Annotated in this window: 13 protein-coding genes; 11 read left to right on the top strand and 2 right to left on the bottom strand. The window is 61.6% G+C overall.

All coding sequences use genetic code 11. The features are described 5' to 3' along the window. Positions 1-104: 104 nt before the first annotated feature. The gene (locus PV407_RS13225) at positions 105-1001 is read left to right on the top strand and encodes a sugar phosphate isomerase/epimerase family protein (protein ID WP_332090403.1); all 897 of its coding nucleotides are present in this window, start codon (positions 105-107) and stop codon (positions 999-1001) included. 87 nt (positions 1002-1088) lie between these two features. On the opposite strand, the gene PV407_RS13220 is transcribed toward PV407_RS13225, so the two are convergent. Further along, positions 1089-1943, bottom strand: a complete 855-nt coding sequence (locus tag PV407_RS13220) for an AraC family transcriptional regulator (protein ID WP_332090402.1) — start codon at positions 1941-1943, stop codon at positions 1089-1091. A gap of 140 nt (positions 1944-2083) precedes the next feature. Here PV407_RS13220 and PV407_RS13215 point away from each other — a divergent pair, with 140 nt between their 5' ends. From PV407_RS13215 to PV407_RS13205, 3 genes are all read left to right on the top strand, one after another. After that, positions 2084-3472: an extracellular solute-binding protein gene (locus tag PV407_RS13215; protein WP_332090401.1), complete on the top strand. Its 1389-nt coding sequence runs from the start codon at positions 2084-2086 to the stop codon at positions 3470-3472. A gap of 26 nt (positions 3473-3498) precedes the next feature. After that, positions 3499-4392 (top strand): endonuclease/exonuclease/phosphatase family protein, encoded by an 894-nt coding sequence (locus PV407_RS13210; RefSeq protein ID WP_332090400.1) that lies wholly within the window; start codon positions 3499-3501, stop codon positions 4390-4392. Between the two features lie 172 nt (positions 4393-4564). Beyond that, positions 4565-5080 carry a DUF6886 family protein gene (locus tag PV407_RS13205; protein WP_332090399.1) on the top strand — a complete coding sequence of 172 codons (516 nt, stop codon included), beginning with the start codon at positions 4565-4567 and terminating at the stop codon, positions 5078-5080. Between the two features lie 33 nt (positions 5081-5113). Here the strand turns inward: PV407_RS13205 and PV407_RS13200 are convergent, their stop codons facing one another. Beyond that, positions 5114-5941 (bottom strand): protein-glutamine gamma-glutamyltransferase, encoded by an 828-nt coding sequence (locus PV407_RS13200; RefSeq protein WP_332090398.1) that lies wholly within the window; start codon positions 5939-5941, stop codon positions 5114-5116. 326 nt (positions 5942-6267) lie between these two features. Between PV407_RS13200 and PV407_RS13195 the strand changes: the two genes are divergently transcribed. From PV407_RS13195 to PV407_RS13165, 7 genes are all read left to right on the top strand, one after another. Then, positions 6268-7089 (top strand): AraC family transcriptional regulator, encoded by an 822-nt coding sequence (locus tag PV407_RS13195; protein ID WP_332090397.1) that lies wholly within the window; start codon positions 6268-6270, stop codon positions 7087-7089. Between the two features lie 82 nt (positions 7090-7171). Continuing rightward, positions 7172-7585, top strand: coding sequence for a VOC family protein (locus PV407_RS13190; protein ID WP_332090396.1), 414 nt, complete (start codon positions 7172-7174; stop codon positions 7583-7585). Between the two features lie 236 nt (positions 7586-7821). Continuing rightward, positions 7822-9018: a hypothetical protein gene (locus PV407_RS13185; protein WP_332090395.1), complete on the top strand. Its 1197-nt coding sequence runs from the start codon at positions 7822-7824 to the stop codon at positions 9016-9018. Further along, a complete protein-coding gene (locus tag PV407_RS13180; protein ID WP_332090394.1) occupies positions 9015-9908 on the top strand; it encodes a pre-toxin TG domain-containing protein in 894 nt (297 codons plus the stop codon). The genes PV407_RS13185 and PV407_RS13180 overlap by 4 nt, the downstream gene beginning before the upstream one ends. 62 nt (positions 9909-9970) lie before the next feature. Beyond that, positions 9971-10381 (top strand): DUF6960 family protein, encoded by a 411-nt coding sequence (locus PV407_RS13175; RefSeq protein WP_332090393.1) that lies wholly within the window; start codon positions 9971-9973, stop codon positions 10379-10381. A gap of 479 nt (positions 10382-10860) precedes the next feature. Beyond that, entirely contained in the window at positions 10861-12468 is a 1608-nt protein-coding gene (locus PV407_RS13170) for a glycosyl hydrolase family 18 protein (protein WP_332090392.1), read from the top strand. Positions 12469-12852: 384 nt separating this feature from the next. Next, complete coding sequence (locus tag PV407_RS13165) at positions 12853-16092, top strand: polysaccharide lyase family 8 super-sandwich domain-containing protein (RefSeq protein ID WP_332090391.1); 3240 nt, start codon at positions 12853-12855, stop codon at positions 16090-16092. The last annotated feature ends 203 nt before the right edge of the window (positions 16093-16295 follow it).

Genomic DNA, 16295 nt, shown 5'->3' with positions numbered 1-16295 from the left:
GTTCCGAAACGGTGCGTTCAACCGGGGAAGCAACCGAAATACGGGCTGCGGCGTCCTATTGTTGAAGCAGCCGTTTTTTGATCCGAGTCGATGGGGGCCCCGATATGAGACGATTGCAGATGGGCATGTGGCACGAGCTGAACCGGGAAAGCTGGGAGCGGTACCGGACCGACGCCTTGAACGGGTTGGAAATATGCCTGTACGAAAACGAGGCCCGGCTTGCGGAGCTGCAAACGTTTTGCGAGGAGCGCGGCTTGCGGTTCGGCGTCCACGGGCCGATTTTGAACGGGCGCGACGGCTACAAGCTGCCGCGGCTCAATTCGCCGGACGCGTCCGAGCGTCGCGAAGCGATGAAACAGGTCGAGAGCGAAGCCGAGCTCGCTTCCCGTTACGGCGCCGACTACGTATTGTACCATTATCCGTTCTATCCGATCTTTCAGCCGCCGATCCGCAAGCCGTTCGCGAAGCTGCCCGACGCGTCCGTCCGTTACGGATACGACCGGCTGCCGCGCGCCGCGTTCCGCGACATTTCCGAGCGGCTGTTTTACGAGCTGGCGGAGCTGCAGCGCCGCCGCAAGCAGCGCATCCTGCTGGAGCACGACTTTTTCGGCGATTACGAGGATATCGTCGTCGATATGTTCGCGCGCCATCCGGACATCCGGCTGGTCGTCGATACGGCGCGGCTCGACGTAACGAAGCGGGCGTTCGGCGGCTTCGACCCGTACGAGTGGCTGGACAAGCTGGCGCCGAGCGTTTACCTGGTCCATTACAGCAACGTCCGCTACGAGGGCGATACGTTCAAGCATCACCTGCCGGTGCGGGAGGCGCATGACGAGGACGACGACTGCGGGGACGCCTACCGCTATTTGCGCTATTTGGCGGAGCGAAACAACGGGTTTCACATTACGTTCGAGCACAACCCCGAGCTGGTGCGGCGGGACGAGCTGGCGGCGATTTACGCGCGGGCCGCGGACGCATGCGGAATACCGGCAAACCGGTGAACGCCCGCGCTTTGTCTATCGGATTGCAAGGGGGGGCGGGGAGCCGCCCTCTGCCGCACGCAGCAGTATAGTGTATGCGCAGCGGAGCTAGCGCGCCGCGTTTTCCGGACGGGAAGAGCCGCCGGGCCGATTTTCGCCCGACTGTCCGATGCGGAAAGCGGTCGGCGAAACGCCGTACTTTTGCTTGAACGCCCGGTGGAAAAACGTGTAGCTTTTGAAGCCGCAGCTGTCGGAAATTTGCGCGAGCGTCATCGGCGTATATTTCATCCGGTCGACGGCCCCCGACAGCCGGATTTCCAGCGCGTACTGCATGATCGTTTTGCCGTAATACTCTTTGAAAAAATGGGCGGCCCGGGAAGGGCTGAGCCCGACGTGCCTGGCCAAATCGTCGACCTTGAACGTCTCGATGGCGTGCGCCTCGACGAACCGTTTCATGCGCGCCGCCGTATAGGAGCGGCTGTACGAAGGATGATGATCGAAGACGGCCCGGTCGAGCTGCAGGCAGAGCGCCCGAAGCAAATACGACATGAGCTCGCCGCTGTCCGATTGGATGCGGCATTTCTCCACGATCAGCTGTTTCCATAACGACAGCAGCGCTTCGTTCAATTCGATATGCGCCGGAAGCGGCTTCGGGGAGCGGGACCACCACTCGTCCATCCAGTCGCCCTGGCAAAATAAATAGTAGTCGCCGCTGACGATTTTCGCGCCCCTTCCCGCCGAAGCGTCGGCCGCCTCCTCGACACGCACCTCGTATGCGGTTCCCGGTCTCAGCATGAGCAGATCCCCGGTTTCGAGCCGCAGCTCCCGGCCTTCCGCCAGCACGGTGCAGGCGCCTTCCGTCTGCAGCCGGATCAAATAGCAGTGCAGCCCGGGCGCCAAATGCGATTGGCGAAACCGGTTCGTATGATACGAATAGCCGCATAAAAGCACTTCTTGGCTCATGCCCGCTCCCCTTTCCCCAAACAAGCAAGAACGGCAATATAGTGTATACATTCGAATATATCGTTTATTCTCCCGTTAAGCAACGACAGGTACAATTATGGATATCATTCATTCCAGTCGATATTCGGGAGGGGAACAAATTGACGAATGCGTGCGACAAAAAGAAGGCCGCTCTGGCGCTGCTGCTGCTGCTCGCCGGAGCTTTGGCGGGGTGCGCGGGCAAGACGGAGGAAGGGAGCGGGCCCGCCCAAACCGGCGGGACGGGACATACGGGCCAAGCGGGCGGGCCGGCCGACGACGCGGACAAGCCGGTCATGACCGAGCCGATTACGCTGACGTTTTACCGGTTTTACGCGGGACTGAGCGACAAGGAATTCGACCAGTTTTTCGTCCAGCCGCTCAAGAAGAAGTTTCCGAACGTAACGCTGAAGCCGCTCTATAGCGGACTGACCGGACCGTTGTCCGCCGAAAACATCATCGCCGCGGGGGAAAACCCGGATCTGATTTATACGAGCAATTATTCGCTGCCGATCTTCAAACAGCTGAAGCTGCAGCAAAATTTGAACGACCTGATCGCGAAAAGCGGGTTCGACATGAAGCGGTTCGATCCGGTCATTTTGGACGCCTTGGCCAAATACAACGATGACGGCGGCGTATACGCGATCCCGTTCTCGCTCAATTTCGCCCCGCTGTTTTACAACAAAGACATTTTCGACAAATTCGCCGTTTCGTATCCGAAAGAGCTGACCACGTGGGACGACATCATCGAGCTGCAGAAAAAGCTGGTCCGCTCGGAAGGCGGCGTCCAGTACCGCGGCATCGTGCCGCCCGTGGCGAAGCAGTTCGGCGACCAGCTCGCTCTGTCGTACGCGGACAACAAGACGAAGAAGGCGACGCTCGACACGGAGGCGTGGCGGAGCGTGCTGGACGTCGTCAAGCGGTTTTACGACGTGCCGGGCATGCTGGACGGCGACAAGCTGCCGACGGACACGAAAACGTTTTTCACGGAGCAGACGTCGGCGATGTATACGAACTGGGCGGATTCCGCCCTGGGCAACCTGACCGAGCTGGCCGAGAAAGGGCAGCCGATGAACTGGGACATGACGACGTACCCGAGCTTTGCGTCCGCCCCGGGAATCGGGCGCAGGGTCGATTTCCACCTGATGATGGTGTCTCCGACGAGCAAGCATAAAGAGCTCGTGTTCGATATGATCCGCTACGTGACATCGGAAGCGAACCAGCTCGAAATGACGAAAAACGCACGCATGACCGCGCTCGACAACGCCGGGATGAAAGCCCGCTTCGGCGAAAATTTGAAGGTGATGCAGGGGAAAAACTTGACCGCGGCGCTCAAAACGAAATCGGCCGCCGTCAACCCTTCCGATTACGACGTGCCGGTGTCCGGCCTCGTCAATAAAGCGGGCACGAACGTAGGGACGAACAAGAAAGATATAAACACCGCGCTCCGGGAAGCGCAGGAGGAAGCGGACAAACTCATTGCGGCCGAGGCGGCCAAATCATCCTTATGACGCGGACGACGGAGGACGGGAACGTGATGAAAGCGAAAGCAGCGATCGTATGTACGATGATGCTCGGCATTTGCGCGGCGACCGCCGCGGGCGGATGCTCGAAGGAACGGCCGGCGAATGCGAACGCGGCTGCGTTGAAGGTGATGAGCTTCAATTTGCGGACGGCGGCCGCGAAGGACGATCACCCGTGGGCGAAGCGGCTGTCGGTTGCGAAAGCGCTTATTCAAAGCGAGAAGCCCGATCTGCTCGGCACGCAGGAAGGGATCCGAAGCCAATTGACCGATCTCGAGTCGGCGCTGCCCGGGTACAAGTGGATCGGGGAAGGCCGCGACCGCGGCGGGCAAGGAGAGTACATGGCGATCTTTTACAACGAGGCGAGACTGAAGCCGCTGCGGCAGCGCCATTTCTGGCTGTCGGATACGCCGGACGTGCCCGGCTCGAAAAGCTGGGGCAACAGCTATCCGCGGATGGCGACTTGGGTGCTGTTCGAGGATCGGACGACGGGACATAGGTTTTACGCCGTGAACACGCATCTCGATCATCAGTCCGAGGCGGCCCGCCAATTGGGCGCGGGACTGATCGCCCGTTCGATCGGCGAGTTCGGGGAGGACGCGCCCGTACTGCTGACCGGCGATTTCAACGCAGCCGTCGGCAGCGGTCCGTACCGCATTTTGACCGCCGAAGGGAAGCTGAAGGACGCGGTCCGGGACGCCGCCGCGAAAGTAAACGAAAACGTCGGCACGTTCCACGGCTATAAAGGCGGAGGGAGCGGACAAACGATCGATTGGATTTTATATCGCGGGGACGTGCGCGTGGCGCGAAGCGAGGTCGTTACGTTCAGCGAGGGCGGACAGTTTCCGAGCGACCATTATCCGGTGACGGCCGAGATCGCGTTCCAGGGGACGCCGAAAAAGCAGTAGCCGTGCAGCCGCCGCAAAGGCGGCTTTTTTCGCTGCCGCTAAAACACGAGTGTACATCATCGGGAGGCTTCGACCGGAAGCTTTTCTTTAAACGATTTTTTCTCTTACGCTGCGCGCCGGGCCGGGGTATGTTGGTAACGTTTCGAATACGCGCGACAGGCGGTGTTTCCAGATGGAGCTGTACCATTTCAGCGAGGAGCCCGATATTGCCCAATTCCGGCCGAGACCGGCGCCGGCGTTTCCGCATTTGCCGCCGGTCGTCTTTGCGCTCGACCGGGAGCGCAGCCCGCATTATTTTTTTCCCCGGGATTGCCCGAGAGTCATTTACTGGAAGGCCGGCTGGACGACGGAGGAGGACGCCCGGTCGTTTTTCGCGGACACGGCCGCGCCGAAAATCGCCGTCGTCGAGAGCGGCTGGCTGGACCGGATCCGCGGGTGCGAGCTGTACGTCTACACATTCGCGGGCGATTCCTTCGTTCAGATGGACGGCTCGGCGGGCTATTACGTTTCGACGGAAACGGTAGCGCCGCTCCGGGTGGAGCCGGTCGGCGATTTGCTCGGGAAGCTGCTCGGCGCGGGACTGGAGCTGCGGTTCACGCCGTCCCTTCATCCGATCCGCGAGAGGGTCGTCGCGTCTTCGGTCGATTTCTCGATCATCCGGTTCCGCAACGCCGCCGCCAAGCCGTAGGCCGTCTCGGCGTCTCGGCGCCCCGGAGCCGGCTCAGGCGAGCATGTACAGCCTCGTTCGCGAGCCGATTCGCCCCGCGATCCAGCCGCCCGGCCAAGGCCGGTCGAGCGGGGCGCTTCCGGTCCCCGACCGCATTTCGTACAGGATGGCGTTGAAATTCGGATACGTCGTCCGATGGAACAAGTAGGCGGACACTTGGCTGCCCGGCTTCCGGTGATTGTTCAGATGGCGGATGATTTCCGCTTCGCCGACGATGCCGATGCCGTGGCCGAACAGCTTGCCGCCCGGCATTTTCACGACATTTTCCCCTTGCCACTCCGGAGTTTTCGGATTGTAGTCCGGGTTTTTGTAATAGAGCACGTCCCCGGCGAACGACTCCCGCGCATTGTCCTGCGTCACGAGCGGCATGTCGGAATCGTGTTCCCACGAATACAGCTGCAGATTGCCGAACAGGCGGTTGAAGTTTCGGTCGCCGATCGTCTCCAGCACCGCCTTGTACAGGACGATGACGATGGCCGTGGCGCATTCGAACGCGTACGCGCCCCCGTTCGCGTAGATGTCGCGGATCGCCGCGGAAGGGAGAGCGCCGCTTTTCAGCAAAAATCCGCCGTTGTCCATTCGGCTCCAAAAGGTCCGGTTCGCGCGCGATTTGCCGAACGTGGCGAAGCCCGCGCCGCTGCGATCCAGGCCGGCGGCCGCTTCCACGATCGCCGCCCGCAGCCGCAGCTCGAACAGCAGCTCTTCCTCCGACGCATAGCGGAACGTCGTCGGGCTGCGGCTTTTCTGATCGTACACGTCCCGCTCCGCGGCGGACAAGTTGCCGGGCCGAGCCGGGGTGCTCCCGTCAAGCATGATGATCATGGCTGCTCCTCCTTGCGCCGGGCCGTAGGCCGGTTTCAAATCGTTGCAGTATATGCGGCGGCGATCGCCGCTATGCACCCGACTCGCCGCGCCGGGCTTGCGGCCGCCGCCGGAAAAGAGCGATCGCGGGAGACGCGGACTTGTTCGGGCGGGCGCGAAAACGGGCCGAAGCCGGCGTATTTCGCGACCGGCCGTTTTTGTTTGCGCAGCGCGTCCCCTATGCCGGCGCGTCGAAGTTCGGTACAATAAAGTTACCGATTTACGAGGGAAAGGAGAGCGCGACACGTCCCCATCGCGGACGCAACGCATCGGTCGCGAACGAAACGATGAAGGTTACCCGATTCAAGCCGGCCATGCCGCTGGCGCCGTTCGTCGATTGCTTCTGGCATATGGAGGGGTATTTGCCGCCGCACTCCAGGGAGCTTTCGCTGCCGGACGGTTCGGCCGAAATCGTCGTCGATTTGCGCGAGGGCGATATCCGATTGTTCGACCTCGAAAGCCGCGAGCTGCGCTTTCGCGGCTCGGTCGTCTGCGGACCGCATACGCGGCGGTTCGCGATCGATACGACGCGAGCGTGCGCGGTCGTCGGCATCCATTTCAAGCCGGGCGGGCTCCGCCCGTTTATCGGCATGCCGGCCGGCGAGCTGCTGAACGGTCACGTTCCGCTCGAGGCGATATGGGGGAGCGCCGCCGGCACGCTTCGCGACCGTCTGCTGGAATGCGGCACGCCGGCGGCCATGTTCCGGCTGCTCGAACGGACGCTTCTGGCGGCCGCGACGAGGCCGCCGGAGACGCATCCGGCGGTGGCGTTCGCCTTGCGGCAATTCGAGTGCGCGCCCGGCGGCGCGTCGGTTGCGGCTGTGATCGGGCAGACCGGGCTTACGCACAAACGGTTGATCGAGCTGTTTCGAGACGAGGTCGGGATGACGCCGCAAAAAATGCGACGCCTGTTCCGCTTCCAAAAGGCGCTGCAGCTTATGAACGGCGGGGATGCCGCCGGTTGGGCGGAGCTCGCGGTCGACTGCGGCTGCTATGACCAGGCTCATTTCATCAAGGAATTTCGCGACTTTTCCGGGTTCAGTCCGACCGACTATACCGCCGCTTCGGGCCGGCACCCGAATCATGCGGCGGAGCCGCGGCAGGCGTAAAAAACGTACAATACGACGACGAACGGTTCCGGCTACAATGAAAGGGAACGAAGCTACTGCGATCGCCAAGGAGGAATGGAGCATGCCGAATTCGTACACGCCGCGCCGTTTCCATACGGCCACCCCTTATTTCCAGGTGAAGGGGGCGGACAAGCTGATCGATTTCATGAAAGCCGCATTCGGGGCGGAGCTGTTGAACCGCTCGAACCGCGACGACGGTTCCGTCCGGCATGCCGAGGTGCTGATCGGCGATACGGTCGTCGAGCTGTCGGAGGCCGGCGATCGTTTCGCGGCCCGGCCGTCCACGATCCATCTGTTCGTCGCCGACACGGACGGCTGCTACCGGCGGGCGCTCGAAGCCGGGGCGACGTCGCTGTACGAGCCGGCGGACATGCCGTACGGGGAGCGGAGCGCGGGCGTCGAAGACCCGCACGGCAACCATTGGTATATCGCCACGTTCACGGCGGGAGAAGGGAAAGGGTATTATAACGACTGACGCGGGCTTTCCGGCTGCGGCGGAAGCGAAAAATCGGGCGCATCGCCCGATTTTTCGCTTTTTCCCGGCGGCAGACACGAGACGACAAACGAAGTCGGGACGATCGGCGCGGCCGTGGGGCCGCGGCCTCATTTTGGCCGGGAAATTCGGAATCGGGAAAGGAAACGCCGGTTCGCGCCCGAATGTTACGTTTAGAATCGCGCGATTCTAAATTGTTCGAATGGGGCGTGTTCGGCATGACTCAATCGAAAGAAGGCGAAAAACGCGATGCGCAGGTCGATTTTTGGTGGGTGAAGCTGCCGCTGGCGATGCGAAGATGGTCGCCGCAGACGACGATGACGCTCGCGGACGGTTATTATTTGACCGCCTGGCCCGCTCTGGCCAAGTTCGCCCCGCCTGTGGCGCTGCTGCTCGGACTTCTGTTCGGGCAAGGACAGTGGGGCTACGAGCACGTATTTTCCGAGTCGATCGTCGTCATGGCGCTGGCCGTTGCGTTCGGGACGATGAGCGGACATTTGGGAGCGATGTTCGTGCTCGGCTTTGCGGTCGGCGATTTTTTCGTCGCGCATAACGATTGGACGGAAAACGGCTACCGGATCGGCGACGGGCTGCTTCCCAACGCGCTGCATATCCGCATTCCGCTGCTGATCAGCTACGTCCTGCTCGGCGTCATGGCGATGCGGGTGCCGCTCGCGGCCAAGGCGCTGCTCATGCAGCTGACGCCGCCGCAGCGCTTCGGCCGGACGGCGCGGTTCCGCTATGCCGTCGTCGTGCATGCGCTGCTTTCGGCCGGGTTGACGCTGCTCTGGACGCAATCGGTCCCGGTGCTCGTCCGTCCCGTGTTCGCCTGGGCGTACACGGCGCCTTCGGTCGAATCGGTCGCCACGCTGCAGAAGGACGGCATCATTTTGGTGGCGTTCGCGGTGCTGGCCTCCGTCATTCGGATGAACATGCAGGGCATGACAGCCTCCCGCCCCGAGCTCGGGAGCCGTCTCGACGCCGTGCAGGAGCGGCTTGCCGCCGCGCCGCCGGTTTCGCCCGTTTCGATCCGCCGCTATCCTTGGGCGCGGTCGGCTATGCGGGCGATCGGCACGACGCTCATGCTGTCGGGCATTTACAGCCGCTGGCTCGACGGCGTCTTCATGGGCGTCTTCCTGCTGCTGCTGCAGGCGGCCCGGGACGGAACGATCCGCGTTCCGCTCGGCAAATGGCCGGATATCGCCGGCAAAATTCCGCTGCTGTTGCGTCTGGCGTCCGGCATGCTTATTATTTATTTGACATCGGGCGCCATATTGGAGCTGTTCGAGAAAAACCGGACGATCGACTTCCGCCCCTTGCTGCTGCAGACGGCGTTCGCGCTGCTCGTCCTGTACGCCTTGAACCCGCGCGCCGCTTCGGCCGCTCCTTCCGGCAAAGGAGGCGACGGCTCGTGAGCAGATGGCTGCTGTACGGCGGCGCGCTGTCGATCGCCCTGGGGCTGCTCGCGTTGGCGGCGAACCCGGAGCCGGCCTATGCGCACCATTGCGGCGATTTGTGGGACTGCTTCCAGACGACGACGCGCGCGGCCAAGGCGGTGCTCGGCATCGGCTCGATCGCGGTGCTGCTCAGCTTCGGCCTGGACCTCATACCGGTCGTCGGCACCGCCAAAGGCATTTACGAAGCGATAACGGGAAAAGACGCGATAACCGGCCGGGAGCTGGAATGGTGGGAGCGGGTCGCCGGAATCGTTCCGGTCGCGGGCGGCGCGATCGCCGGGACGGTCGCCTTCTCCAAGCTGGCCCGCCACGCCGACGACGCCGCCGATCTGGCGAGCGGCGCGCGCCGCGGCGGCGATGCCGTCGACTCCGCTTCCGATGCGGCCCGGTCGGGCTCGCCGACCCGCGTCGGCGATACGGAATTTTACCGGGTCGACGCGACGATGCATGCCGGGGACGAGGCGGCGGGGGTGCTCCGCAACGGCGTTTATATCAAAAATCCGACGGCCCGTTCCTTGAACGATCTTCTTACCGATACCGGGAAAATCGGCAGCAAACGGATGTCCGGCCAGTATATGTACGTGGTCGACAAAAACGGCGACATCACGATCGGCACGCGCGCCGGGCGCAGAATGCCGCATCCGACGTTGATCGGAGGGGCGGACCCGCAAGTGCGCGCCGCCGGCATCGTCGACATCCGCGGAGGGCAAATCTACAAGGTCGATAACGCGAGCGGCCATTTCAAGCCGGACGCGGAAACGCTGCGGGCGGCGGAGGAAGCGTTCCGCAAGCTGCCGGACAAAGCGTTCCGGGGCGATTTCCAGGGCTTCCGGCCGTTTTCGGAATGAAGGCATGCAGGGCGTGCGAGAAAACTGGAGCGAACGAACGATAGATCGAGGAGGCGCATAGCATGAGCGCAAGCACCGACACCGGCGCGAACGAACGTTATAAAGGGACATGGGGCCTGTATCCGTGGTTTGCGGAAGACGGGGAAGCGTGGATCGATCCCGCCGACCTGCCCCGCTTTCAGGCGCTCATCCCGTACGGGAAGCTGTTTCAATGCATTGAGGACGGCGAATATTTGACGCTGCGGTACGGCTCCGACGCGTTTCGCGTCAAGCCGGGCCTGTACAAGCCCGTTTCCGCCGCGCCGGCGTTCGGCTTCGGCAGCGAAGTGACGGTCAAGAGCAAGCCCGAGCTGCGCGGCCGAATCGCCGGCATCGAATGGCATTTCAAAAACGAAGCGCCGTTCTATTACATCGAGGCGAACGGGAAGCGCAAGTCGACCCGCTACGCCGAATCCGACCTCGCGCCTGCGTAAGGGCGGCCGAAATCCGATCCGCTGAAGCGTTGCGCGAAGCGCCGCCTTTGTATCCGCGACCGGCGCCCCGAATGGTCCTGTCGGCAGCCGGAGTAAACTGGAAAACCTGCGGCTAATTCGCTCTCCTTCAGGCGTCGTTTCGAATTACCGGGAAATGCTCCCGTTAAAACGACACCGTATCGGCGAAAAGCGCGTTCAAGGCGAAATTAGCGGGATGTTTTCCCGTTCGTCTGCTCAAAATCGGGAAACGGCCGAAAATAACGGGAGATTTTCCATTTCATCTCGCCCTCCGCTGCCAATCCGGCGTGCCAAGGATAGGTTAGCGCAGCAACGACCGCCGGGTTTCCCGGCGGTCGTTGCTTATTGTGCCGAAGACGGCGCAAGGCGGGGAGCGCATCCGCCCCAGGTACGAATTTCCAGCAACTTCTCCTCTCTGTCAAGCGTCTAATAGAGTTGACGTTAAAGAGAAGGAGAGCAGCATGTACAGGAAAATAGCACGATTTGGGCTCGTCGCGGCGATTTTGCTCGCACCGACGGGAAACGTTCATGCCTACGACGTCCCGATGGCGGCGTACGAAGATATCGCCGACCAAGCCTGGGAAAAAGAATACGTCTACACGTTATCGGCGCTCGGCGTTGTCGACGGGTATCCGGACGGCCGTTATCATTCCGAATTCGCGTTGTCCCGGGAAGCTTTCATCAAGCTGCTGGTCGCCACGGCCAAGCTGGACGTTTCCTCCGCTTCGGGAACCGTGCCGGAGGATTCGGTCGGCCGCTGGTCGACCCCGTTCATAGCGGCGGCCCTGGAGCGCCGCTGGATCGATTTTATGGTCAGCGACGCCGGCGAATTGAAGCCGGAGCAGCCGATTACGCGCGAAGAAGTGGCCGCCGTCGTCGGCAACTATTTATTGGACAAGGCGGGGACGGACGGCTCGTCGTGGATAGCCGGCGACTGGGCGAAAGAGCGGGACGGGCGGGCGTTTCCCGACGGCTCGCAAATCGACGCCGCACTCGCTCCTTATGTTTATTACGCCGTAAACCGCGCCGTTATGGAAGGGGATCACGAAGGGTTTCGCCCGAAAAGCGGATTGATCCGCAGCGAAGCCGCCGCCGTGATCAACCGTCTGATCGATATCGAAGCGGCCGGGAACAAGCTGGAGGTCACCGGCTTTTACGCGATCAAATCGAGCCCCGCCATCGGCCGCATGCCGCTTATCGACAACGTCGCGATGGGCTGGTCCCACCTCGAATACGATACGGCGGGAACGGCCGGGCTGGGTATGGATTCGACAACTTTCAAAGTTCCCGAAGGGTTCGAGGACGTAGTCAAGTCGGCCGACCGGGCCGGGGTCGATAAGGAACTGATGGTTTTTTATAACGACGGCGGCAAGCTGTCGCAATTTTTGCGAGACGCGCCGGCGCAGCGGGCGTTTATCGAGCAGCTCGTCGCCAAGCTCGGCGATCCGGCGTTCGGATTTTCCGGCGTCTCCCTCGATTTCGAAGGGCTGAAGGATGCGGCGGACGCGCCGAATTTTTTGCAATTCGTCCGGGACGTGAAGACGGCCGTCGGGAGCAAAACCGTCTCCGTCTCCGTACCGACGGATTATTACTACAAAGGCTACGATTTCAAAGGGCTCGGCGAAACGGCCGACACCGTTATTTTGATGGCTTACGATTTTACGCACGACGATTCGCGCCTTCCATCGGCGCCGCTGCCGCTCGTCCGGGACGGGGTGGAACGGGCGCTCAGGCAGGGCGTGCCCGCCGGCAAGCTGGTGCTCGGCATTTCGAAGCAGGCGAACCAATGGATCACGGAAGACGGCCGAACGACGACGGCCGGACCGGGCATCGACCTGGTCGAAAAACGGCTCGCCGATCCGAACGCGTCCGCAGCTTGGAGCATGCCGTATTTCCTCAAGCTGATCCGTTACCGGGACGGCGGCGCATCGAACGAAATTTATTATGAAGATACGCAAAGCATCGCCAAAAAAATATGGCTCGCCAAAGTGTACGGCCTCAAAGGCGTTTCCCTCTGGCACATGGGCAATTTCACCGCGTCCGACTGGGATGCGATCGCCGGCATATAAGCAAGTCATCATGCCGGCGCTGGCGAAACGGAAGCGGAGGCCGCCGAACGGCAACGATCGGCGGCCTTTTGCGCGTGAGGAAAGCATGTCTTGAGTTATCCGAAGACATGTCCATTTCGTCTTGACGGGAAAATCGTTCCATGGATCGGCGGCGTACCGTTCAAGTCGATTTTGGATACCTTTTTGTAACCTTTATGCATTTCCATCGGCCGCCGTCTCCCTTACAATGGGTTCAGCTTGCGCAGACGCTGTTCGAAAGGAGGGCATCGTAACGAATCGCAATTGAAAGCGTTATCAATGGACGAACGGAAGTCGACAGTCACGGCTTCGAGAAGGACAGGAGGATGCTCGTACACGAAAAAAAATGAAACGGTGAGGTGCCGCATGCGGAAATACGGTCGTTTTCCCCTTATACTTGCCTCCATGCTGCTGTTGTCGGTATTCGGCATAAACGCCGGTCCGGCATCGGCAAATCCTGCAACCGGCCCGCAATCCGCGGTCGCGGCCGGAGAAGGAGACGCCTCTGCGACGACGACGGAGACGGGGACGGATGCTTTCGATTCCGTCCGAACGAGATGGTTCAACAAATTGACAGGCAACGACCGGTACGATCCCGGCGACCCGGACATGGCGAACACGGCCGCATCCGTCGCGGATAAGGCCAGCAATCCCGAAGGCACCGGATATTGGGACACGATGAACAAATCGCCGGGACGAGCCTATCTGTGGAGCGATTTGGCCAGCACGACCGAGTCGTCGCACGTGTCCGCATCGTACGTCCGTCTGAAAGCGATGGCGCTGGCCTATGCGATGGAAGGCTCGAGACTTCACCGGAACGAAGCGTTGCGCAGCGACATAATCGGCGGCTTGGATTGGATGTACGCCAAGCGCTACCACGAGAAACAAGCGGAATATAAAAACTGGTGGGATTGGGAAATCGGTTCGCCGCAAAATTTGAACGATACGATCGTTCTCATGTACGACCGGCTGACGCAAGAGCAGATCGCCGCTTACGTGCGCGGGATCGACCGGTTCGTGCCCGATCCGTCCCGGAGAACGAATCTCCCGTCTTTGAAGGAAACCGGGGCGAACCTGCTGGACAAAGCGCTCGTGGTCGCCATACGGGGCGTCGTCGCCAAAAACGGGGAGAAGATCGCGCAGGCGGGACAATCGCTCGCCCCCGTATTTCTCTATGTGAAGGACGGAGACGGATTTTACGAAGACGGTTCGTTCGTCCAGCACGACGTAGTGGCCTACACCGGAAGCTACGGCGCCGTGTTGATCGGCCGCATTCCGGACATGTTTTACTTGTTGAACGACACTCCGTGGGCGATAACCGATCCGAACGCAGGCAACGTATACAAATGGGTGACGGATTCGTTCCGGCCGCTCGTCTATAAAGGCGCCATGATGGATATGGTTCGCGGAAGGGCGATTTCGCGCGAAGGCTCGAGCGATCACGGAACGGGCCGGAGCGTCGTGACGAGCTTGCTCCGCCTGGCGGAAGGGGCTCCGCCGGACCGGGCGTCGGAAATCAAGCGGATGGCCAAAGCGTGGATCCGGTCCGATACGACCTTTGCGAACTATGCCGCGGGCTTGAGCCTGTTCGACATGATCCTCGTTAAAAAGCTGATGAACGACGATTCGATCGCGCCGCAAAGCGAGCGGATCGAGAACCGGGTGTTCGCGGGAATGGACAGAGTCGTTCATTTGCGGCCGGGCTTCGGCTTCGGAATCAGCATGTCGTCCAAACGGATCGCGAGCTTCGAAATGGGCACCGCCAGCGGAAGGGAAAATCCGAAAGGCTGGCACACCGGCTACGGCATGACCTACCTGTACAACGACGATCTGAGGCAGTACAGCAACGACTATTGGCCGACGGTCGACATGCTGCGCCTTCCCGGCACGACGACGGACGGCTCCATGGGCAGGCAGTACCCGAACTGGAACTTTTACTTGAGCCCGAAATCGTGGGTCGGCGGATCGTCGATCGACGGGCTGTACGGAGCGGCCGGCATGGAATTCGATTTGGAGAACAGCTCGCTTACGGGCAAAAAATCGTGGTTTATGTTCGACGACGAAATCGTCGCTCTCGGGTCGGGCATTGCCGGGGGAGACAACCGCAAAGTCGAAACGATCGTGGAAAACCGCATGCTGCGCGGCAGCGGCGACAACCGGTTGACCGTGAACGGGGAAGCGAAGCCGAACGGGCTCGGCTGGTCCGAAACGATGTCGGGCGTAAAATGGGCGCACCTCGAGGGCAACGTTCCGGGGGCGGATACGGGCTACTACTTTCCGGACGCGGCGTCCGTTTCGGGGCTGCGCGAAGCGAGAACCGGCGCCTGGAGCGATATTAACGAAGCCGGCGGCGCCAACCCGGTTACGCGACATTATTTGAGCCTGGCGCTCGATCACGGCGCGAATCCTTCGAGCGCATCGTATGCGTACGTGCTGCTGCCGAACAAGGACGCGGCGGCAACGTCCGGCTACAGCGAACGGCCCGACGCGGACATCCTCGTCCATACGCCGGACGTTCACGCGGTGCGGGAGCGGAAGCTCGGCATTACGGCGGCGAATTTTTGGAATGCGGGGACGGCCGGTTTCATCCGCAGCTACCAGCCGGCTTCCGTCATCGTGAAGGAGGCGGGAGACATCCTGACGATCGCCGTGTCCGATCCGACGCAGTCGCAAAGCCGAATCGCGATCGAGCTGGGCAAAACCGGCGTTTCGCTCCTAAGCAAGGACGACAACGTGACGCTGAGCCGAAAGGCGCCTTATATTCGGCTCGAGGTCGACACGGCCGGCTCGATCGGGAAAACGTTTACGATCAAGCTGAAATACAATCCGAACGCGCCCGAACATCTGCCCCCCGTCGGCAAATTGGAGATGAGTCTGGATCACGCCCTGCACCGCGGCGATGAAACGACGGTGACGACGGTCGTCTATGCGCAGGAGGAGCGCATTCCCGGCGGCAGCCTGACGCTGAACGTTCCGGACGGGTGGACGGCGCAGCCGGCAAGCTTCGACGTCCCGTCGCTCGCGCCGGGAGAGAGTCGCACGTTCGTCTCGCAATTGGCCGTTCCGAAGGATGCCGCTTACGGCCAGCATCAGGTTAGCGCGGCATGGACGTCCGCGACCGTAACGCAGCGTGCCGCGAAAAGCGTCGAGGTGTCGCGCCGCAACGCCGCGCTCGGCAAGCCGGCGGCGCAGGCGAGCACCGCCTACGGAGGTGTCCCCGAACGGGCGGTCGACGGCAACACGAACGGGACGTATGGCGCCGGCTCGGTAACCCATACGGCGGAACGGGCGGTGCAGCCGTGGTGGCAGGCGGATCTCGGGGCCTCCATGGCGATCGAAGAAATCGTCGTATGGAACCGGACCGACTGCTGCTCGAGCCGGCTGAGCAACTATTACGTGATCGTATCCGGGGAACCGTTCGCATCCGGTTCGCTGGCCGAAACGCTGAAGCAGCCGGGCGTTTGGTTTACCCGCCGGACGGAGACGGCCGGCAGACCGACCGTCGTGCCTGTCGGTCATTCCGGCCGTTACGTCCGAATTCAGCTGGAAGGAACGAATGCCCTGAGCTTGGCCGAGGTGCAGGTCGTTCCGGCGGAACAGCCTTAGACGATGCGGCGATACAAGGTTCAGTGAAAACAAGGAAGCGCAGCGGCCGCCCGATAAGTCGGATGCGGCTTCTGCGCGTGACTGACAACTAACGGAATCGGATTCCGTAAATATAGGGGGAGCCGACGTTTCGGCCCCATTTGTCGCATATTAGCGGAACGGCGCTCCGTTATTCGCTTTCCCGAAGCGCCGATTTGTGGCGA

The sequence above is a fragment of the Paenibacillus sp. GYB003 genome (assembly GCF_036577625.1).
Taxonomy (GTDB): Bacteria; Bacillota; Bacilli; order Paenibacillales; family NBRC-103111; genus Paenibacillus_AB.
Note: the sequence above shows the minus strand (reverse complement) of the source record. Positions and strands in the feature narration are given on the sequence as shown.

Bases quoted from the DNA above. Each gene is read 5' to 3' on its own strand.
- PV407_RS13225 (WP_332090403.1), top strand. From the start codon at position 105: ATGAGACGATTGCAGATGGGCATGTGGCACGAGCTGAACCGGGAAAGC.
- PV407_RS13220 (WP_332090402.1), bottom strand. From the start codon at position 1,943: ATGAGCCAAGAAGTGCTTTTATGCGGCTATTCGTATCATACGAACCGG.
- PV407_RS13210 (WP_332090400.1), top strand. From the start codon at position 3,499: ATGAAAGCGAAAGCAGCGATCGTATGTACGATGATGCTCGGCATTTGC.
- PV407_RS13205 (WP_332090399.1), top strand. From the start codon at position 4,565: ATGGAGCTGTACCATTTCAGCGAGGAGCCCGATATTGCCCAATTCCGG.
- PV407_RS13200 (WP_332090398.1), bottom strand. From the start codon at position 5,941: ATGATCATCATGCTTGACGGGAGCACCCCGGCTCGGCCCGGCAACTTG.
- PV407_RS13195 (WP_332090397.1), top strand. From the start codon at position 6,268: ATGAAGGTTACCCGATTCAAGCCGGCCATGCCGCTGGCGCCGTTCGTC.
- PV407_RS13190 (WP_332090396.1), top strand. From the start codon at position 7,172: ATGCCGAATTCGTACACGCCGCGCCGTTTCCATACGGCCACCCCTTAT.
- PV407_RS13185 (WP_332090395.1), top strand. From the start codon at position 7,822: ATGACTCAATCGAAAGAAGGCGAAAAACGCGATGCGCAGGTCGATTTT.
- PV407_RS13175 (WP_332090393.1), top strand. From the start codon at position 9,971: ATGAGCGCAAGCACCGACACCGGCGCGAACGAACGTTATAAAGGGACA.
- PV407_RS13170 (WP_332090392.1), top strand. From the start codon at position 10,861: ATGTACAGGAAAATAGCACGATTTGGGCTCGTCGCGGCGATTTTGCTC.
- PV407_RS13165 (WP_332090391.1), top strand. From the start codon at position 12,853: ATGCGGAAATACGGTCGTTTTCCCCTTATACTTGCCTCCATGCTGCTG.